A 20,323-nucleotide genomic window follows, 5' to 3' on the forward strand; every position below is an offset into this window, starting at 1 on the left:
CCCGCAACGCTACGCGCCCGGTGGCCCTGGGATATGGTCCATTTCCATGACGGATTCCTGGGCCACTTCCGAGGCTGCCCCACCCTCCGCGTTCGGCGCCGACCTGCATCTGGAGCTGCACGGATCCGGGCTGCGCGCCGGGCTCACGGACGCCCTGCGGGAGGCCGTGCGCACGGGGCGTCTGGTGCCAGGCACCCGGCTGCCGTCGTCCCGGTCGCTCGCCGCGGATCTTGGTGTCGCCCGTAACACCGTGGCCGACGCCTACGCCGAACTGGTCGCCGAGGGCTGGCTCACCGCCCAGCAGGGCTCCGGGACCCGGGTGGCCAGGCGGGCCGAGCCGCGCAGGGCCGTGCCCACAGCGCCCGCCGCGCCCGCTGTGCCCCGGCCGGCCCGGCACCGTCCCACGTACGGCCTGCTGCCGGGTTCGCCGGACCTCGCGGAGTTTCCCCGCACGCAGTGGCTCACCGCGGCCCGCCGCGCTCTGACCGCGGCGCCGCACGACGCCTTCGGCTACGGCGACACCCTCGGCCGGGTAGAGCTGCGCACCGCCCTCGCGGGCTATCTGGCACGGGCCCGCGGGGTGTACGCCGAGCCGGAGCGGGTCGTCATCTGCTCCGGCTTCCACCACGGTCTGACGCTGATGGCGCAGGTCCTCAGGGCGCGGCGGGTGCGGGCGGTGGCCGTCGAGTCGTACGGCCTCGACATCTATCGTGACCTGCTGACCGGCGCCGGCCTGCGCATCCCGCCCCTCTACGTCGACGAGTACGGCGCGCGCACCGAGGATCTGGCGCGGCTGCGCGGAGTCGGCGCGGTGCTGATGACACCGGCGCATCAGTATCCGACGGGGGTCGCGCTGCGCCCGGACCGGCGCGCGGCGGCCGTCGACTGGGCGCGTGCCACCGGCGGGCTGATCCTGGAGGACGACTACGACGGGGAGTTCAGGTACGACCGTCAGCCGGTGGGCGCCCTGCAGGGCCTCGACCCGGAGCGGGTGGTCTACTTCGGTACCGCGAGCAAGTCGCTGGCGCCGGGGCTGCGGCTCGGCTGGATGGTGCTGCCGGAGGAACTCGTCCCGGAGATCCTGGCGGCCAAGGGGCACACCGACTACATGTCGAGCGCGCTGGAGCAGCTGACGCTCGCGGAGTTCATCGCGTCGGGCGCGTACGACCGTCATGTGCGCTCGATGCGGCTGCGCTACCGGCGCCGCCGCGACCAGTTGGTCGCGGCCCTGGCACGGCGGGCCCCCGGCGTCCAGGTGACCGGCATGGCCGCCGGGCTTCAGGCGGTCCTCGAACTCCCGCGCGGGACCGAGCACTCGGTCGTCGAGGCGGCGGCCCGGCAGGGCCTGGCGGTCAGCGGGATGACGCAGTTCCGCCACGAAACGGCTGACTCCGGCCGGCGGCTGCCCGAGCAGGACGCGCTGGTGGTCAACTACGCGGCTCCCTCGGACAGCGCGTGGGCGGGCGCGCTGGACGCGCTGTGCAGGGTGATGCCGTAGACGGGCGGCTTCGGTCACCGGCCCCTTCGTTCGACGAGTTCGACGAGTTCGACGAGTTCGTCGAGCAGGGCGACGGCGCGGCCGGCCGGGATGCCGACGGGCGTGCCCGAACGCCGCCGGCTCCGCCCGTCGTCCCCGGCGATCCGTGATCATCACCGGCCGCGTCAGGAAGGCCGGTTCACGCGCCGTACCCGCCGTCGATCCGCAGTACCGCACCGGTCACGTACGACGCTTCCGGGCTGGCGAGGAACACCACGCCCGCGGCGATCTCCTCGGGCCTGCCGTAACGTCCCATCGCGGTCGTGGGGAGGAAGATCGGCGCCATGGGGCTGTCGGCCGGGTTCATGGCCGTGTCGGTGAATCCGGACTGGATGACGTTGACGGTGATACCCCGGTGTGCCAGATCTCGGGCAGCGCCGCGGCTGTACCCCTCCAGGGCCGATTTGGTGCCCGCGTAGTCGGTCATTCCGACAAAGCCCACGCGGGTTCCGACTCCGGAGCTGATGCTGATGATCCGGCCGCCGTCGGGAAGGATCGGGAACGCCGCCCGGATCGCGGCGACGACGCTGGTGTAGTTGATCGCGAGCTGACGGTCGAATGCCGCCGCGTCGGCGTTCTCGCCGTCGATCGGTCCCGCGACGGTCACCGCGGCATTGTTGACCAGGATGTCCAGCTTTCCGTAGTGATCCACCACCGCGTCGATGAGGCCTGCCGCCTGTACGGGGTCCGCCTGGTCGGCCTGGAACGCCACCGCACGCATACCTCTGCTCTCCAGGTCGGCGACCACGTCCCTGGCCTGGCCCGCGGAGGCCGAGTAGCTGATCGCGACAGCGGCCCCCTCGGCGGCCAGGAGCCGGGCCGTGGCCGCCCCTATTCCGCGCGATCCTCCGGTGATGACGGCGACTTTCCCGTCGAGCTTTCCCATGTGCTTCCCGATCTGTGAGGTAACTGGTTTTGTTACAGCGGTGGATGTGATTTTTGATGAGAAAACTCCGGGTGCCGGCTCTCAGCCCCGACGCCCGGCAGTCGCGGGAGCCCGGCGAGCGATCGGCACGCGCCCTTCGTGCGTCCGCGAGCGCGGCAGGAACCGGTTCGGCGTCATCGTGGATCTTCCCTGGGAGTCCTCCCTGCGGCTAGGCGACGTTGAGCTGGCCGCCGTCGACCACGAGTTCGCTCCCGGTGATCCAGGGGGCCGCCTCCGACACGAGGAACACCACGGCCTCGGCGACGTCCTCGGGTTGGCCGATGCGGCCCATCGGGATGAACGTGGTGCCGGCCTCCGCGCTTGCGGTGCCCAGCGCGGCGAGGGCCTCGCGGATCTCGTCGGCTCCCGGGGTGGCGGTGTTGCCGGGGGTGACGACGTTGACCCGCACCCCGCGGGGACCGGCCTCCGTGGCCAGACCGCGCGCGTAGGTGGCCACCGCCGCCTTGGAGGCGGCGTAGTGCAGCATCGTGGGCGGCGGGCTCTGGGTCACCCCGCTGGACAGGTGCACGATCGCGCCGCTCGCCTGCCCGTACATGTGCGGTAGCAGGGCGGCGTTCAGACGTACGCCCGCCATGAAGTTGATCTCCAGGTTGCGCAGCCAGTCCTCGTCGGGAATGTCGAGCACGCCGCCCAGATGCGGGGCGGTCGCGGCGGCGTTGTTGACGATGATGTCCACGCCGCCGAGCCGGTCGAGGGCGCGGGCCGCCAGGTCGGCGACGCCGCCGGCGGTGGCGAGGTCGGCGGCGATGTACGTGGCCGCCTCCGGCAGCGGACCGGCCTCCTTGCGGGCCGCCGCGACGACGGTGGCTCCGGCGCGGGCGAGCCGTCGCACGATGGCCAGGCCGATGCCTCTGGTGCCGCCGGTCACGATCGCGCGTTTGCCCGACAGGTCGATCCGGGTGTGCTCGTCGGGTACGTGGGCGGCTGTCTGCTGGGTCATGGTCCGATTCCCGGGGTCGCTGAACACCGTGATCCCGGCGTGGGAAGGCACGGAGAGGTGGATGGAGGCGCCCTCCGCATCATGGTGCGGGGTGCTCTGTGAGAGACGTTATGCCTGGTCGAGGTTAGGGGCAAAGAGCGAAATCCAGCGGGAGGGATAGGATTTTCCTATATCGAGCGTCGAGCCGGGAGATGTGATGAGCCTGCGCCAGTACGAGTACGCCCTGGCCATCGCCGAGGAGGGGTCGGTGACGGCGGCGGCCGAGCGGCTACGGGTCGCTCAGCCGTCGATCTCCCAGCAGATCCGGGCCCTGGAGCAGGAGCTCGGCGTCACCCTGTTCGGCCGCACGCCGCAGGGGCTGGTGCCGACGGTGACTGGTCGCGCGTTCCTGAAAGAGGCCGAGATCGCGGTGTCCGCGTCGCGGCGTGCCCGCGCCGCCGCCCGGGCGGAGTCCGGCGACCTCACGGGCGAGCTGGTGGTCGCGGCGCAGATGGGGCTCGGATCGCGCCAGTTGCCGGTCGCGCTCGGGGCCCTGCGCCGGCGTTACCCCGCCCTGGCGGTGACCTTGTTCGAGGAGTCCGACCCCGCCGACGTGGAACGCATGGTCCGCCAGGGCAGGCTCGACCTCGCCCTGGTCAACGCGACGCCGCAGCGGTGCGGGTTCGAGGAGCATCGCCTGGGCGTCGAACCCTACGTCGCGATCCTTGGCGGCGGGCACCCGCTGCTGGCGGCCGCCACGCTGACCCTGGCGGACCTGGCCGACGAGCCGTGGATCCGGTTCACCCGCGGCAGCGCCCTGGAGGACCTGGTGTCCGGCGCTCTGCGCGAGGCAGGCGTCGCCGTCACCACGGTCGCCCGGGCCTCGCAGATCGTCACCGCGGTCCGCCTGGCCGCCGAAGGCGTCGGCATCACCATCGTGCCGGCCGCGGCCATACCGCCCGGGTGCGAGGACCACGCGCGCACCCTGGAGCCGCCGCTGTCCCAGCCGGTCATCGCCGCCGTCCGCCAGCACGCCGGCCCGGCCGAAACCGCCCTGCTGGACCTGCTGCGGCAGCAGCACTGGCATGACGCCTGACGGTCAGACGTCCCCCGCCGGACGCCGGTCGCTCGCGTCATCAGAATCATGAGGTTTTCTCTCCCGGCAGCGGGACGGCGGCACCCCATGTGGGCCAGGCACGCATGGGCCGGCTGCCGGCCGGGATTAATGGGTGGCGGCTGTGGAGGGTCTGTGGTCACAGTGGGTCTATGCCGGAGAACAACTTCGACGAACGGATAGCGGAGACCTACGAGGCCAAGTGGCCGGAACTGTTCGACCCGGCGGTCGTCGAACCGGCTGTCGGTTTTCTCGCCGATCTGGCAGGATCAGGCGCCGCTCTCGAACTCGGCATCGGTACCGGCCGCATCGCGTTGCCGCTCAGCCGGCGAGGCGTTCATGTGCACGGAATCGAATTGTCGCCGGCCATGGTGGCGCAACTGCGGGCCAAGCCCGGCGCAGAGAGTATCGGTGTGACCGTCGGCGACTTCGCGACCACCGGGCCGGGCGGCACCTTCCGGCTCGCCTACTTGGTGCGCAACACGATCACGAACCTGACCACGCAAGACGAACAGGTTGAATGCTTTCGCAATGTGGCGGCTCATCTCGAACCCGGCGGTTGCTTCGTCATCGAGGTCTACGTCCCCGAACTTCGGCGTCTCCCGCCCGGCCAGACCATCCACCCGTTCACCGTGACCCCGGTACACCTCGGTTTCGAGGAGTACGACGTTGCGTCGCAGATCGCGTTCTCCCATCACTACTGGGTAGTGGACGGTCGGCTTGAGACCCGATCGTCGCCACACCGCTACGTATGGCCGTCGGAGCTGGATCTCATGGCGCGACTCGCCGGAATGACCTTGCGAGAGCGGTGGGCCGACTGGAAGCGCGAGCCCTTCACCGGCGACAGCACAAGCCACATTTCTGTCTGGCAAAAGACGCCGCAGCAGTGAACGCGGAATGGCGAGTGTCAGCAGGAGGCTGGTCGTAACGCCGGTGGGCTCACGAAGAACCCGTACGCGGTGTGGGTGTTGGAGTTCCGCAGAATGGGCCTTTTCAGGCTCGCGTGCCGGACGTCGCGACAGAAGCAGACAGTGCAAACGCTGCAATCAGCGCGATATCTGCTCAAATTGGTACATAGGGCAGCCTTCTCATGCATCGCGATCTTGGACGGGGCAGAGCGCCACCTCCCAAGGTGATGCCATACCGACGCTCAGGAGGGACCGAGGTATGGTTCGCTTCCCCATCGAGCCGACCCGTACCGCCCTGCTACTCGTCGATCTGCAGAGGGTGTTCGTGGAGGCGGCTCCGGACGGCCTCGCGGTCGCGAACGGCTCGCCCGGCTTGCCGGCATCTGCCGAGAGCACCGCATCACCGTGATTCACACCGCGCATGTCGTACGCGCCGACGGCAGCAACACCGGCATCATGCGCGAGATAGCGCCCCTGATCGCGGATGGGCTGATCGATGAGAGCAGCCCGCCGGCCGAGCTGCATCCCCTGGCCGATTTCCGCTCCGGGGACATCCTCATACGCAAGCCCCGCTTCGGCGCCTTCCACGGCACGGACCTTGAACTCATCCTGCGCACGGCACAGATCGACATCCTGATCATCGGCGGCATCGCCACCCATGTCTGTTGCGACACCACGGCGCGGGAGGCGACCGCCCGGGACTTCAAGGTGCTGTTCCTCTCCGACGGCACCGCCTGCTCCTCGCTCCCCGGTACCGGAACCGGCCCCATCGAAGCCGAAGATCTCCAACGCGCCGTGCTGGCCACCCTGGCCTTCGGCTTCGGTGAGGTGCTGTCGGTCGACTCGACCATCCATCGCATTCGGACCCATGACGAGCAGAACAAGCCTTAGCCCGATGGTTGCGATCACGCGCGTAGCGTGAGGATGTGGCTTACGACGCGGTGATTGTGGGAGCGGGGCACAACGGCTTGATCGCGGGGATACAGCTCGCGAAGGCGGGATGGTCGGTGCTGGTTCTCGAACGGGGGCCAAGAGCGGGCGGCGCGGTGCTGAGTGAGGAGCTGACCCTTCCCGGTTTCACGCATGACGTGTTCTCCACCAACCAGAATCTGCTGCTCGGCTCACCGTTCTACGCGGAGCACTCCTCGGCGCTGACCCGGTACGGGCTGAAGTACGCGGTGGGGCGCAAGCCGTACGCCAACGCCTTCCCTGACGGCACCGCGCTCGGCGTCGAGCAGGACCTGGGACGGACCCTGGCGAGTCTGGGCGAGCGCGACGGGGCGGATGCGGACGGCTGGCTGCGGTTGCAGGCGCTGTACGACCGATTCAGCCCCACACTGTTCTCGCTGTACTCCGCGCCCGCGCCTTCGATGACGATGGCGTCGAGGATGGCCAAGGCCGCGCTGCGGTTGCGCGCCGGCGGCCTGACCCGGCTGGGACGACTCCTGCTCAGTTCCACGCGGGAGCTGGGCGACGACTTCTTCGCCACCCCCGAGGCGAAGGCGATGGTGGCCTGCTGGGGCATGCATCTCGACCTCGGACCCGACGTCTCGGGAGGCGCGATGTTCCCCTTCCTCGAACTCTTCACCGATCAGCGGCAGGGCATGTCGATCGTCGAAGGCGGCGCCTCGCGCATGGTGGAGGCCTTGGTGGGCCTTCTGAACCAGTACGGGGGCGAGCTGCGCACCGACGCCGAGGTGCGACGGATCATCACCTCGGGCGACACGGCCAGACAGGTCGTGCTCGCCGACGGCCAGGGCGTCACCGCCCGGCGCGCCATCATCGCCAGTACCACGCCGACCGCGCTGTTCGGCAGGCTCCTCGATCGAGCGCCCGCCAGAACACGACAGGACGCCGCGCACTTCGGATACGGCCCCGCGACCATGATGCTGCACCTCGCCCTCGACGGCCCCGTGCCCTGGCGCGCGGGCGAAGCGGTGGCCGGGCACGCCTACGTGCACATCGGCCCCTACGTCGAGGACCTGGCCCGCACCTACACCGCGTCGCTGAACGGCCTGCTTCCCCGCGACCCCATGCTGGTCTGCGGCCAGACCTCCGTGGTGGACCCGACGCGCGCGCCGGCGGGCAAACACGTGCTGTGGGTCCAGGTACGCACGCTGCCCTCGAAGATCAGGGGCGATGAGGCAGCCGAGATCACAGCGACGAGCTGGGAGGAGGCCGCGGAGCCGTACGCCGAGCGTGTTCTGGACCGTCTGGAGGGCTACGCGCCCGGCCTGCGCGGGCGCGTCCTCGGCCGCGCCGTACTCAGCCCGCTCGACCTGGAGCGGCGCAACCCCAACCTGGTCGGCGGCGACAGCACCGCGGGCTCGATGCATCTACGGCAGAACTTCGTGTTCCGGCCGTTCCCCGGTATGTCCCGCTACGCGACGCCGGTCAAGCACCTCTACCTGATAGGCGCCTCCACCTGGCCGGGCACCGGAGTCAACGGCCTGTCCGGCGACCACGTCGCCCGGCGGCTGACCCGCCGCGGCTATTCAGTGCGGACTTAGGTCCTCGTCCCTTAGATCATCCGCAGTGTGAGAAGTTTTTCGAAACATGTCAATTGTCTAGCCGAATGTTTTTTCTGACCGAACTGACATAAGCGCCTCTGGCCTGCACATATTTTTTTCTCAAACGCCGAAACTATCGGAAGGTTGCTATTGAGAATGCGACTGAGGGCATTCGGGGGCGCTCGGCCGATATGTTTCGGGGCTCTATCCGGCTCGTCGCAATGAACGTTTCATCGGCCGCGGTGATTCGCGGTGGACGCCTGGCGTCGAAGCCGCAGTTGAGGGCCTGTATCGGCGCGCAGGCGCCGGCGCGCCGATGTCCGCGCCTTGACGTGACCCGCCACGTCGGATTTGCTCCGCCTCACGAGCGCGGCTACCACCAACCGTGAAAAAAGCCCCATTCAAAGCCTCAGGGAGACGGTAACGCGAACAACGCCCTGACCTGCTCTGTTGCCGTTTACGCACAGCTTGATCATCACCAGCACGTCGATCGTCCGCGCTCCCTGCGCGGGTGGAGGGAACGGGTAATTCCATGGCGAGATTGACGCGCCTGCTCGGTGGCCTGGCTGCTGGACCGTCGCCCGTCCTGGCAACCGTGCTCGTTCCCCGTGTGACCGGTGCCGAGTCCAACGGCGGAGTGCGAGTGATGCCGCTGGACGACTCGATTACCAGAGTCTCGACCCCAACGCCGGAGGCAACCACAACAGTTCGTCGTGGAAGCTCGGTCTGCTCACCCAGACCCAGCTCCACCTGCCGCCGTACGGTCCGCCAACGTCGACCACGGGAGGGCTCACGGTGCCGGGCGTCCGCGATCCGATCCTTCGGGGAACCCGTCCGGAGGTGGCGGAAGGCGTCGCCAGGTTGATCGCTACGGCTGTGCGGCCGTGAAACGGCTCCGAAGACACGACAAAAGATCTCGAACACCCCCCGTCAGTACCCGTGCCCATGGGAGACCTTTTGATGACACGCCTCATGCCCCTGTTGCTCACGGCCTGGGCCGGCCTTCGCCGCGGCGGCCGTAGGCCGAGCAGGTCCGAGCCGTTCACGGTGGCATCGATCTCGCAGGGCACTTCCCTGGTGCTCAGGATGGCGGCCGTGGCGACCGTCGCGGTCGCCGTCACCGCGGCGTCCCCCGCGCTCGGGGCCATGGGCGCGAAGGGCGGTCCCGGGACGCCCGGGTCCGCCGCCCCGGTGACCCCGAAGATGGACGGGCACTGGGTCGGCACCTGGGTGTCGATGCCGCAGCTGACCGAGCCGGGCAACATGCCACCGGCCCCGTTCACCCAGGACAACCTGGTCCTGGCCGACAGCACGTTGCGGCAGACGATCCACACCTCCACCGGTGGACGGCAGATGCGGCTGCGCTTCTCCAACGCCTTCGGCGGCACGGCCCTGCCCATCACCCGGATCTCGGTGGCGCTCCCGGCCGGGGGCCAGGCCGGTGTCAGCGCCATCAAGCCCGGCACCTCCCAGCCGGTGACCTTCCACGGGCAGCCCGGCGTGGTCATCCCGGTCGGGGCGCAGGCCGTCTCCGATCCGCTGAACTTCGAGCTGGCCCCCCGGTCGAACCTCACGGTGACGATCTACCTGGCGGAAGGGCAGAACTCCAACGCCATCACCTCCCACCCCGGCTCCCGGACCACCTCGTACCTGCTGTCCGGTGACCACGTCGACGCCGGGGACCTGCCCGGGGCGACCTCCGCCGATCACTGGTACTTCCTCAGCGCCCTGGAGGTGTGGTCCAAGCACACCACCGCGGCAGCGGCCATCGTCGGCGACTCGCTCACCGACGGCCGGGGCTCCACCACCAACATGAACAACCGGTGGCCCGACCAGCTGCTCGACCGGTTGCAGTCCCACTCCTCCACCGGCCAGATCGCGATCCTGAACCAGGCGGCCGGCGGCAACCGCGTACTCAACGACGGGCTCGGCCCCAACGCCCTCGCACGGCTGGATCGCGATGTCCTCGTGCAGAGCGGGGTGAAGTGGCAGATCCTCTTCGAGGGCGTCAACGACATCGGCACCGCCGAGGCCACAGAAGTCGCCCAGAAGAAGGTCGCGGCCGACCTGATCGCCGCCTACGACCAGATGATCACCCGAGCCCACACGCAGGGCATCCGGGTGTACGGCGCGACGCTGACGCCGTTCGGCGCCAACACGGCATACGACGACGCCCAGGGATACAGGGAAGCGGCCCGGCAGACGGTCAACCAGTGGATCCGCACCAGCCGCCGGTTCGACGCCGTGATCGACTTCGACAGGACGACCCGCGACCCGGCCAACCCCCGGCAACTGCTGCCCGCCTACGACGTCGGCGATCACCTGCACCTCAATCCGGCCGGCTACAAGGCACTCGCCGACGCCGTCCCCACCCGCCTGTTCAAGGACGAGCCGCTTCCGCGAGGCTTCGGCTTCAACTGAACCAGCACCGTGACCATCGCCACCCGCAACGGCCAGGCCACCCAGAGGTGGACCAGGGCACAACCCGGAACCAGTCTCAATTCCGTGCCGGTCCAGGCGACCCCCGCCTGGACCGGCACGGCTCCCCGATGCCGGCCGTACCGTGCCGCCGCCTCGGTGCGTGCCTTCCGGCGACACGGGCGTGCAAAAGACAGTTCGATGGGAGTCGAAGCCGGTCGGCCGTATCGATCAGGCAGGCGATGCTGACGATGCCCGCCCATCCCGACGTGGAGGAGGGGCTGAGCCGGATCATCCAGGCATGGCGTCCGTGAACCGTGCAGGAAAAATCATCGGGTCAGCCCTGGGCCGCGTCGGCCCAGGGCTTTTTCAGGCTTCGCGCCGCCCCGCCGGGGTCACTCGAGGAAACTCTCCGGGGGTGCCGGGCCCCACCGGTTGACCGTGTTGCCCCGGTCGCTCATCTCCCAGCGCGGCGGAGTGTAGGAGGCCTCGTCGTGGATGTGCGCCATATCGCTGTACAGCTCCAGGCGCAGTCCGGATGAGGGATCGCGTAGGTAGACAAAAAGGTTGTGACCGGGGCCGTGCCGGCCCGGGCCGTACTCGACCTTGTGGCCGAGATCGGCGAGATGGTCGCAGAGCACGCGGTAGCTGTCCCAGCCGGCGACCTCGAAGGCCAGATGGTGCGCGTCAGGGCGGACCGATCCGCCCCTGACCCCGAAGTTGTGATGTTCCGTGCCGACCCGGAAGAAGAACAGGCCCGTCCCGATCTGCTCCGACAGCTTCAGGTCCAGCATGCCGGAGATGAGCGCCGCCGTCGCCGGAGCGTCCGGCACCTTGACGTTGATGTGGCCGAGCCGCCGTGGCCTCAGCGGAGCGGCGGGCAGCGGCGTCGCGATGGGCGGCCCCGCCGGGCGGCAGACCAGCCGCAGCCCGGACGTGTCGACGACGGCGACTCCGGCACCGCCGTCCGCGTCCGGCCGCAGCCGGCCTGCGTCCAGCCCGTACGAAGCGGCCCGGCGTTCGAGCTCTTCGAACGGGTAGCCGTCCGTCACATCGAAGGTGATCTCCCGCAGTTCGGTCGCGTCCCCCGGCAGGAGGGTGAGATAGCGGCCGGGAGCGGGCTGCGCGTACTCTCCCGAGGTTGTCGCGTTCATGCCGCCGTCGCCGCGCGGCGTGACGTGGAACCCCAGGCCGTCACGGAGGAAGGCCGCGGTCGCCGCCGGGTCGGGCACGGCCACGGTGACCGAGCCCAGCCGGATCGGGAGGGTGCTCTCGTGGTCGGGGCTCATGCCGCTCCTCTCAGGCATCGATCACCGCTTCTACCGGACATCAGCTGTCCTCTCGAATATCGACTGGTGCTCTGCTCGGGCATCGACTGGCGCCCCTCTCGGACATCGATCGGTGTTCCTCTTGAACGGCGATCTCGGACGGCGACCTCAGACGGCGATCGCGACGTACTTGGTCTCCAGGTATTCGTCGATGCCGACCCGGCCGCCCTCCCGGCCGAGGCCCGACTGCTTCACCCCGCCGAACGGCGCCGCGGCGTTGGAGACGACCCCCTGATTGAGCCCGATCATTCCGGTCTCCAGGGCCTCGGCCGTACGCAGCGCCCGGCCCAGGTCGCGGGTGTACAGGTACGCCACCAGGCCGTACTCCGTGGTGTTGGCGAGCGCGACCGCCTCCTGTTCGGTGTCGAAGGCCAGCACAGGGGCCACCGGCCCGAAGATCTCCTGCGTGAGCAGATCGGCCGTGCCGGGGACATCGGCGAGCACCGTGGGGGGATAGAAATATCCGGGGCCGTCGAGGGGGGCACCGCCGGTCAGCACCCGCGCACCCTTGCGGACCGCGTCATCCACCAGTGTGCCGACCTTCTGGCGGCCGGCCTCGTCGATCAGCGGGCCGATCTGGCTGCCCTCGGCGAGTCCGGGAGCCACGCGGAGCTCCGCCATCCGTTTGGCGAGCCGGTCGGCGAACTCCGCGGCGACCGGGCGTTGCACGTAGAACCGGTTGGCCGCGGTGCAGGCCTCTCCCATGTTGCGCAGCTTGGCCAGGAGGGCTCCCTCGACCGCGGCGTCCAGGTCAGCGTCGGCGAACACCAGGAAGGGGGCGTTCCCGCCCAGCTCCATCGACGTACGGAGAACGCCCCCGGCCGCCTGCGACAGCAGGAGCCTTCCCACCTCGGTGGAGCCGGTGAACGACAGCTTGCGCAGCCGCGAGTCCTTCAGCAGCGAGCCGACGACCGCGGCGGGGTCCGACGTGGTGACGACGTTGACCACCCCGGCGGGAACGCCGCAGCCTTCCAGGATCGCGGCCAGCGCGAGCGTGGTGAGTGGGGTCTGCTCGGCGGGCTTGACCACGACGGTGCAGCCGGCCGCGAGGGCCGGGCCGATCTTCCGCGTGGCCATGGCGAGCGGGAAGTTCCACGGGGTGACGAGCAGGCTCGGCCCCACCGGCTGCCGCATGACGAGAATCCGCCCCCGGCCGTTCGGCGAGACCGTGTACCCACCGTCGATGCGAACCGCCTCTTCGGCGAACCAGCGGAAGAACTCGGCGCCGTAGTCGATCTCGGCGTACGCGTCCGCCAGCGGCTTGCCCATCTCCAGCGTGATGAGCAGGGCCAGCTCCTCGCGCCTGGCATGGATCTCCTCGAACGCGCGGCGCAGGATCTCGCCGCGTTCCCGCGGAGGGGTGGCCGCCCACGAGGCCTGGGCGGCCACCGCGGCGTCGAGCGCGGCCAGGCCGTCGGCCGCGGTGGCGTCGGCGACCGAGGCGAGGTCGGTGCCGTCGGCCGGGTTGGCGACGGGGAAGGTCCGCCCGCCGGTGGCCTCCCGCCAGCCGTCCCCGATCCGCAACCGGGTCGGGATCTCGGCCAGCACCCGCTCGGGGGTGACGTCTGTGCTCATGATGGGGTCCCCTCCAGGGTCGCACGGGCGGCCGGCGTCGCAGCGGCGCCCGCGAACGGTTTCAGCTCGCAGATCTCATCGAGCTCGCGCCCGGTTCCGCGGGCGCCGGCCGCGCTGAGCAGGCTGCGAGCCAGCGACAGGTCCTGCAACGCGGTGCCGACCGATTTGAACACGAGCAGATCGCGATCATCGTCCCGGCGTACGGCACCCGTATCGGCGGCCGCGCGGGCCGCGGGCACGATGCGACCGGTGGGCAGCGCGCCGTGCGTGATCGCGTCGATCACGTCGCCGGACTCCAGACGGACCTGGCGGTCATCGTCTACGAGCAGGGTACCCGCTCGGGCCAGCGTGGCGCGATCGAGCTCGCGCAGGTCAGGACGGGTGGAACCGATCGACAGCACCACGGCGCCCGGGGCCAGATCCGCCCCGTTCACGACCGGCTCCCGGGACTTGGTGGCCAGCACGACCAGGGGAGTGCCGGTCGCCTCGCGTACGGTGTCCACCGCCCGTACGTCGATCTGCAGCTCCTCGGTCATGCGGGCGGCGAACTCGGCGCGCCGCGTCGCCGACCTGCTGTACACGAGCACCTGCTTCACCGGCCAGCGGCGTGCCATGAGCCGCAGGTGCCCCGTCGCCTCGAAACCCGAGCCGACCAGCCCGACCTGCTGGTGGCCGTCGGCGCCGAGCAGCTCGCCGGCCACCACCGTGTAGGCGGCGGTACGCAACCGGGTCAGCTCATCGGCGTCGAACAGGCCGAGCAGGCGCCCCGAGGCCACCTCGTACAGCAGGACGAGGTATCGGGTGCCAAGGCCCTCGGCGAGGGTCATGACCTTCACTCCCATGACGTCGCCGAGGACCGCGGGCATGACCCGCAGGAAGCCCGAGCCGCTGGGGACGTCGATGCGGGGCGGCAGCTCGGTGCGCCCGAGGGATTCCGCGTCGAGCACGGAGCGGGCGGCCGCCAGCACCACGTCGTCGGTGGCCAGCTCGCGGATGTCGTGCGCGGACAAATGCAGGGTCATCTGTTGTCTTCCTGGTTCAGGCCGGGTTGCGACCGAGGTAGAAGTCTTCGTCACCGGTGGGCAGTTCGAATCCGGAGGCCGCGAGCCCGGCGCGCAGCGACTTCATCTGGCCGGGGTTCAGCCGCATCTGCGGCATGCGCAGCAGGCCGCCGTTGAAGCCCTGCAGCCAGCCGAGGTACTTCCAGCCCACCCGGTGGATGAGCCCCGCCCCCGCGAAGCTCGCGTGGAACGCGCCCTTGGCCGCCCGTGCCGCCTGGTAGGACCAGAAGACGTCCATCGCCTCGTCGTACTTGCCGGCCGAGGCCAGCTCGTAGACGCGGGGCACCCGGTCGCCGAAGGACTCGTACGCGCTGGTGCCGAACCACGGAACGCCGAACTTCTCCACCAGCGCGGGGAGGTTCTGCTCCATCGGGTTCTCCACGATCAGCCGGTCGCCGACCCGGCGGTGGATGTCGGCGAAGGCCGTCATCGAGGCCGAGCCGCCCCCCTCGTACTTCAGGGCGGCGGCGGTGTCGATCCGGGCGATCTCCTCGATCGCCTCCGGCGGGAAACCCGACGGATGCAGCGGAGAGAATCCCCAGGTCATCACCGCGAACATGATCAGCGCCAGATCGGTGCGCTCGGCCACGTACTTCGTGTGGTCCACGATGTCGGAGGCCGAGCCGGGCCGGAAGCCGGGCGGGTACGACAGCAGCGCGGCCTCGTAGCCCAGCGCCTCGGCCGCCTTGGCGGCGATCAGCTCCTCCTCGACGGTGGAGAAGCTCAGGTGGGCGACGAGCCGGAAGCGCTCGGGCGCGGCCTCGGCCGCGATCTCCATGAAGCGGAGATACTCCTCCAGCGTGGTGCCGCTCTCGGAGGCGACCAGCGTGCCCCAGAACCCGTACTGCGCGGCGAGACGCACATCGTGCGCGATGCCCGCGGCGTTGAGGGTGCTGAAATCGGAGGTGAAGGACGGCAGCGTCACGTTGCACAGGCCGCGCCATTCGGTGCGGGCCCGGTCCTTCACTTCGGCCCTGGTGTAGGGGAGGCTCACTACGACAGTCCTTTCATCGAAACGGATTAAGAGGCGCGTACGTCCACGCGGGACGGATCAAGAGGCGGGCACGTCCACGCGGGCGTCACCGGCGGCGTGGATGGCGCGGTACAGCCAGCGCCCGGAGTGACCGAACCAGTCCTGCGCGGCGAGGGCCGCCCGGCGGGGAGTGTCGCGGGCCGCGGCCCGCTCCGGGGCGTCCAGAACGGACAGGTCTCGCAGTTCGTGCAGCGCGATATGGGTCCATTCGGGGCCGGCGCTGCCGGGGCGGACCGCATATCTGCGCACCCGCAGCCAGCCGTCGGCCTTCATGAGCATCGGAACGTGCTCCTCGCCGTACCAGCCCTCGAACTCCGGCCGCGCCTCCTCGGGCACGGTGAAGGCGACCGCCCAGAGGTAGCCGGACGGTTCGGTGTTCTCCCCGGTGTCCGAGATCTCTTCGCATATGTGGCGGGTGAAACCCCGGACGCTGCCGAGCATTCGCGCGGTCCGCTCGCCGGGGTCGGTCTTGAGCCGCTGGTAGCCGGGCGTTTCCAGCGCGGCCAGGTCGTCGATGAAGTAGCACGCGAGAAAGCGCGGCTCTCCTTCGAGCGCCTCGTAGCGAACGGCCGCGGAGAAACCCGGCAGGGCCAGGCGTACGGGAATGTGCTCGGTCTCGTACCAGTCGTGGAAGTCGTCCTCCTGCCCGGGAGGCGGTTCCATCTGCGAGAACAGCAGGCCTTTCACGGCTCTCTCCTTTCTGCGATCACGGGTCTCCGCGGCTACGGATCTGCGGCCACGGATTTCTGCGATCACGGTTTCCGCGATCAGGGAAGCGGTCGGGACACGCCCGCCGACAGGCGTACGAGTCGCTGGGGTGGCGGGGTGTTGCGGCTCCGTACGAAGCGGACCTCGCCCTGGGTGATCACCGAGGCGACGGCGGGCAGGTCGCCGAGCTTCAGCGCGCCGCGCCAGTCGGAGGCCCGGGACCCCAGCGGAGCGTCGATGACGACCAGGTCGGCGGGACGGCCCACCTCGATACGGCCCGCGTCGAGCCGGTAGGTCGCCGCGACGTTCCCGGTCGCCGCCGCCACCGCCTGCGCGGGGTCGAGCGGGCCCAGGGAGACCAGCTCGGCCATGGTGCGCAGCAGCGCGAGCGGGATCACCCCGGTACCGGTGGGGGTGTCGGAGGCGATGAGCAGCCGCTCCGGGCAGCCGGCCTCCAACGCCAGCTCGCTGATGTGGATCGCGGAGCGCAGGTTGCCGGCCTGGACGAGCTGGAGGGCCATGCCGTGGCCGTGGGTGACCAGCGCCTCGTTCTCCGCGGGGGACAGGGCCGTCGGGCCACCGTTGACGTGGCCGAGCACGTTCGGCCGCATCTCCAGCAGCGCGTCCGCGTCGATGAGTTCGAGGCTGCCGCGGATGGATCCGCCGCCGGTGTGGACCATGACGATGAGGCCCGCCTCGCGGGCGGCGCGCACCACCGGCACGTAACCGCGAGGACCGTCGAAGGCGCCGAACCCGCCCTTCGCCAGCCCGACGCCGGCCGCGGCCAGCTCGGCGAAGTCGTCGGCGGTGAGCCCGGGCTCCAGGATCACCGAACCGGCGTGGACGGTGACGCCCCCCGGCCGGTAGTCACGGAAGCAGCGCTGCGCGGCGATGGCCAGCGCCTTGACTCCCACGACGTCGGTCGGCCGGCCCGGCACGTGCACCTCGCTGGCGCTGATCGCCCGGGTCATTCCGCCGTGCAGATAGCTCTCCAGGAAACCGACGGTCCGCTGCCGCGGCGTGTAGTCGCCGAAGGTCACGTGCACGTGGGAGTCGATGAGCCCCGGGACGACCGCGGCGCCGGCCGCGTCCAGGACGACCTCGCAGCTGTCCGAGTCGACCTGGGCGGTCGGCCCGATCCAGGTGATCAGGCCGTCCTGACAGATGATCGCGTCACCGTCGATGGGAGAGCCGGCGAGGTCTCCGGCATGGGAGTCGCCGATGTTGACGATCGCGGTGCGCCCTCCCTCCGCGACCTCCACCTCGGATCCCGTCATTGCAGGCCGTCCCCCTTGGCGTCGGCCTTGGCCAGCCCGCCGAGGCGGCTGTGCACGCGGCCACGGCTGGCCAGGGCCACGATGACGACGATCTCGTCAGGCCGGGGGCCGTCGGGCACGGACACCGTGACGGTGTCGTAGAACTCGCGGACGAACAGTGCCTTCTTGTAGGCCAGCGGGATGTCGATCGTCGTTCCGGCGGCGGCGACCTTGGTGTTGGAGGTGACCCAGGTGTTGCCGCCGATCCCGTCCCGCAGCGCGTCGCCGAACGGGGTCGTCAGGCAGGCGACGCCGTGCTCCTGCTCGCCCGAGACTCCGACGATGGCGCCCTTGCCGCAGCTCTCCGCCTCGACGCCGAGCGCCTCCTTGGCCCGGGTGACGAGCTCGACGGCCAGTTTGCCGGACGGCTCGGTGAGCTCGTCCAGCGTCTCCGACCAGCGGCCCGCGTACGGGTTGGCGATCACCGCGGCCACGGCGGCCTTGCGCAGCGGCGGATTCACCTGTGGTCCTCCGTCGTCCGCGATCTCTTCGACGACCGTCAGCCACTTACGGACGTGCAGCTCCATCTTTCCTGCCTTCTCGATCAAAACTATAAACTGTATTCACTTACTCTACTAAAGCGTTCCGAGCTCGCCGACCGGGACCCGCTTCACGCGCCAGGCCAGCAGGGCGGCCAGGGTGGTACAGGCCCCGCAGACCAGGAAGGCGGCGGTGTAGGTGCCGCTCGCCGGGAGCTGGGTTCCGGGCAACGTGTTCGTGGAGAAGAACACCCCGACGACGGTGCTGCCCAGGGAGTTGCCGACCGCGTACAGGATGGCCGTCACCCCGAGCGCGACTCCCGACTGGGACGGCGGTACGGCCTGGAGCACGATGATCTGCGCGGCGGCGAGTCCCATCGTGTTGCCGAGCGCGTAGATGGCCAGGCTCACCATCATCGTGGCGGGAATGCTGTGTGTCGCGGCCAGCGCGAAGTAGGCGACGCTGCAGCACAGCACGCTCACCGAGGCGGCGCCGGCGAAGCCGATCCGTCTGCCGATCGGCTGGAGCGCCCACGCCGCGGCCAGCCCGCCGATCCCCACCGGTATGGCGAACAGGCAGGCCTGGAGCGGGGTCCACCCGAAGCCGTACCCCGCCACCTGCGGGTTGGTCTGTGCGAACCGGGTGACCGCCGAGATCGCTCCGTAGATGCCGAACGCGATCAGGAAGACGACCAGGGTGGGCAGGCGGGTCGCCGCGTGCGTGATCACCGTCAGGTCGACGAGCGGGTGCGTGGAGCGTCGTTCCACCAGCACCCACAGGCCGAGGAGGACCAGCCCGCCGATGATCAGGACGAGGACCTCGGGGGAGCTCCAGCCCCAGGTCGGGCCCTTGCTGGTGCCCAGCAGGAAGCTCACCAGGCTCAACCCGAGCAGCAGCGCGCCCGGCAGGTCGAACCCGCCCTCCGCCCGGTACGGAGACTCACGCAGCACCAGCAGCGTGCTCGCCAGGCCCAGTGCCAGCGTCACCGCGGCCAGCCAGAAGTAGACGTGGTAGTCGTGTCCGACGCCCCCGACCAGCCCGCCGACCAGCAGGCCGCCGGCCACACCCACGCTGTTGCCCGCGTGGATCGTGACGATGGTCCGGCGGGCGCGCTTCGGGTGCATCGTGTCGTTGGCGATCGCCTCGGGCAGGGCGAGCATCGGCGCCTGGGCGCCCATCAGCGCTCGCGCGACGAAGAGCATGACGATGTCGTGGGTCAGCGCGCCGAGCAGCGCCCCCACCAGCGCCAGGCTCAGGCAGACGACCATGATGCGGCGCTTTCCGAGCAGGTCGGCCAGCCGCGTGAAGACGGCGAGACCGATCGCGCCCGCCAGGAGCTCGGCGGTGAGCACCCAGGCCACGTCGCCGGGGGAGAGGCCGAGTTGCCTGCCGATGGCGGGCAGCATCGGAACGATGCCCACCTGGAGGAGCAGGACGGTGAAGCCGAGATACGACAGCACGCCGACCGCGGCGTTGCCGTTCGACTCGGTGACCGAGGGGGATGAGGGGACAGGGGACGGGGAAGCCATCGTGGCCATTGACCCTCCAGGGGGTGACGGGCACCGAAGCATGTTCTGAATTACGGAAACTGTATCCACTTTTTAGGTCGCGTCAATGGGCAGTTTGCACTCGTATGGATGCCCCCGTCCCCGAAGGCCTTGCGGGAAGACCTCTGCGTCGTCAGGGCATCAGCAGGCCGCCGTTGACCTGGACGACCTGGCCCGTCATGTATTCGCTGTCCTGTCCGAGGAGGAACATGACCGGGCCGACGACGTCGCCGACCTCGCCCACCCGCCCCATCGGAATCGCCCGCGCCCGGTCCGCGGCGCGGGCGCGGTAGTCGGGGAAGTCGGTGAGCATCGGCGTCTCCACCGGCCCGGGGGCGACCGCGTTCACCCGTACCCCGGCGGCGGCGACCTCCAGGGCCGCCGATTTCACCAGGGCCTCCACCCCCGCCTTGGCGGCGGCGTAGTGGGCGCCGTTCGGATATCCCTTGGTCGCCCAGCCGGTGGACATCGCGACGACGCTGCCCCGGCCGCGGGTGACCATGTGCGGGAGGACGGCCCGCAGCGCGTGGAAGGTCCCGTACAGCGAGATCTCGACCACCCGCCTGAACTCCGCCGGGTCCAGCTCGGTCACGGGCGCCTCCGAGACCACCCCGGCGGCACAGACCAGATATCCGATGGGGCCGAGCTCGGCGCTCACCCGGGCCACCGCCGCCGCGACGGCCGCCGGGTCGCGCACGTCGCAGTCCAGGGTGAGCGCCGCACCGCCGGGTCCGGAGGAGCCGGACGCGGCGAGGTCGAGCACGGCGGTCCGGACACCGCGCCCGCTCAGCGCCGCGACCACGCCCCCGCCGATGCCGCCCGACCCGCCCGTGACGATCGCCACGCCATCGGAAAGCGGTACTGTCAGGCCACTGCCGTCTTCGAGATCCGTCATCCCGGAACCCTCATTTCTCTCACGATAA

18 protein-coding genes are annotated in these 20,323 nt (G+C 70.1%); 7 read left to right on the forward strand and 11 right to left on the reverse strand.

All coding sequences use genetic code 11. The features are described from left to right. Positions 1-46 precede the first annotated feature (46 nt). A complete protein-coding gene (gene pdxR, locus CHC08_RS08745) occupies positions 47-1,498 on the forward strand; it encodes a MocR-like pyridoxine biosynthesis transcription factor PdxR (protein WP_089206677.1) in 1,452 nt (483 codons plus the stop codon). A 178-nt stretch (positions 1,499-1,676) separates the two neighbouring features. On the opposite strand, the gene CHC08_RS08750 is transcribed toward pdxR, so the two are convergent. Together CHC08_RS08750 and CHC08_RS08755 are read right to left on the reverse strand one after the other, a co-directional pair. Further along, positions 1,677-2,423, reverse strand: a complete 747-nt coding sequence (locus CHC08_RS08750; RefSeq protein ID WP_089206678.1) for an SDR family NAD(P)-dependent oxidoreductase — start codon at positions 2,421-2,423, stop codon at positions 1,677-1,679. Between the two features lie 208 nt (positions 2,424-2,631). Further along, positions 2,632-3,423 (reverse strand): oxidoreductase, encoded by a 792-nt coding sequence (locus CHC08_RS08755; RefSeq protein ID WP_089206788.1) that lies wholly within the window; start codon positions 3,421-3,423, stop codon positions 2,632-2,634. 196 nt (positions 3,424-3,619) lie between these two features. Here CHC08_RS08755 and CHC08_RS08760 point away from each other — a divergent pair, with 196 nt between their 5' ends. The 6 genes from CHC08_RS08760 to CHC08_RS08780 all read left to right on the forward strand — a co-directional run bounded on the left by CHC08_RS08760 (position 3,620) and on the right by CHC08_RS08780 (position 10,355). Next, the gene (locus CHC08_RS08760) at positions 3,620-4,498 is read left to right on the forward strand and encodes a LysR family transcriptional regulator (protein ID WP_089206679.1); all 879 of its coding nucleotides are present in this window, start codon (positions 3,620-3,622) and stop codon (positions 4,496-4,498) included. 170 nt (positions 4,499-4,668) lie between these two features. Next, on the forward strand, positions 4,669-5,406 hold the full coding sequence (locus CHC08_RS08765) for a class I SAM-dependent DNA methyltransferase (protein WP_089206680.1): 738 nt from the start codon (positions 4,669-4,671) through the stop codon (positions 5,404-5,406). Between the two features lie 277 nt (positions 5,407-5,683). After that, a complete protein-coding gene (locus tag CHC08_RS49380) occupies positions 5,684-5,833 on the forward strand; it encodes a hypothetical protein (protein WP_179281953.1) in 150 nt (49 codons plus the stop codon). Further along, positions 5,830-6,315, forward strand: a complete 486-nt coding sequence (locus tag CHC08_RS08770) for a cysteine hydrolase family protein (RefSeq protein WP_245878215.1) — start codon at positions 5,830-5,832, stop codon at positions 6,313-6,315. The genes CHC08_RS49380 and CHC08_RS08770 overlap by 4 nt, the downstream gene beginning before the upstream one ends. 35 nt (positions 6,316-6,350) lie before the next feature. After that, positions 6,351-7,934 carry a phytoene desaturase family protein gene (locus CHC08_RS08775; protein WP_089206682.1) on the forward strand — a complete coding sequence of 528 codons (1,584 nt, stop codon included), beginning with the start codon at positions 6,351-6,353 and terminating at the stop codon, positions 7,932-7,934. A 960-nt stretch (positions 7,935-8,894) separates the two neighbouring features. Continuing rightward, the gene (locus CHC08_RS08780) at positions 8,895-10,355 is read left to right on the forward strand and encodes an SGNH/GDSL hydrolase family protein (protein ID WP_245878216.1); all 1,461 of its coding nucleotides are present in this window, start codon (positions 8,895-8,897) and stop codon (positions 10,353-10,355) included. A 392-nt stretch (positions 10,356-10,747) separates the two neighbouring features. Here CHC08_RS08780 and CHC08_RS08785 read toward each other — a convergent pair whose 3' ends face one another. The 9 genes from CHC08_RS08785 to CHC08_RS08825 all read right to left on the reverse strand — a co-directional run bounded on the left by CHC08_RS08785 (position 10,748) and on the right by CHC08_RS08825 (position 20,295). Further along, positions 10,748-11,641: a VOC family protein gene (locus tag CHC08_RS08785; RefSeq protein ID WP_179281954.1), complete on the reverse strand. Its 894-nt coding sequence runs from the start codon at positions 11,639-11,641 to the stop codon at positions 10,748-10,750. Positions 11,642-11,788: 147 nt separating this feature from the next. Further along, positions 11,789-13,255 (reverse strand): NAD-dependent succinate-semialdehyde dehydrogenase, encoded by a 1,467-nt coding sequence (locus tag CHC08_RS08790; RefSeq protein WP_089206684.1) that lies wholly within the window; start codon positions 13,253-13,255, stop codon positions 11,789-11,791. Beyond that, a complete protein-coding gene (locus tag CHC08_RS08795) occupies positions 13,252-14,277 on the reverse strand; it encodes an ornithine cyclodeaminase family protein (protein ID WP_089206685.1) in 1,026 nt (341 codons plus the stop codon). The genes CHC08_RS08790 and CHC08_RS08795 overlap by 4 nt, the downstream gene beginning before the upstream one ends. A 16-nt stretch (positions 14,278-14,293) precedes the next feature. After that, entirely contained in the window at positions 14,294-15,310 is a 1,017-nt protein-coding gene (locus tag CHC08_RS08800; protein WP_089206686.1) for a dihydrodipicolinate synthase family protein, read from the reverse strand. Positions 15,311-15,367: 57 nt separating this feature from the next. Then, a complete protein-coding gene (locus CHC08_RS08805) occupies positions 15,368-16,036 on the reverse strand; it encodes a DUF4286 family protein (protein WP_089206687.1) in 669 nt (222 codons plus the stop codon). A gap of 80 nt (positions 16,037-16,116) precedes the next feature. Beyond that, a complete protein-coding gene (locus CHC08_RS08810; RefSeq protein WP_089206688.1) occupies positions 16,117-17,334 on the reverse strand; it encodes an amidohydrolase family protein in 1,218 nt (405 codons plus the stop codon). After that, on the reverse strand, positions 17,331-17,921 hold the full coding sequence (locus CHC08_RS08815; protein ID WP_218825178.1) for an amino acid synthesis family protein: 591 nt from the start codon (positions 17,919-17,921) through the stop codon (positions 17,331-17,333). Before CHC08_RS08815 ends, CHC08_RS08810 begins: the two co-directional genes overlap by 4 nt. A gap of 27 nt (positions 17,922-17,948) precedes the next feature. Then, entirely contained in the window at positions 17,949-19,391 is a 1,443-nt protein-coding gene (locus CHC08_RS08820; RefSeq protein WP_179281955.1) for an MFS transporter, read from the reverse strand. Between the two features lie 142 nt (positions 19,392-19,533). Continuing rightward, positions 19,534-20,295 (reverse strand): SDR family NAD(P)-dependent oxidoreductase, encoded by a 762-nt coding sequence (locus CHC08_RS08825; RefSeq protein WP_089206690.1) that lies wholly within the window; start codon positions 20,293-20,295, stop codon positions 19,534-19,536. Positions 20,296-20,323 lie beyond the last annotated feature (28 nt).

Source organism: Streptosporangium subroseum, assembly GCF_900188345.1.
Classification (GTDB): Bacteria; Actinomycetota; Actinomycetes; order Streptosporangiales; family Streptosporangiaceae; genus Streptosporangium; species Streptosporangium subroseum.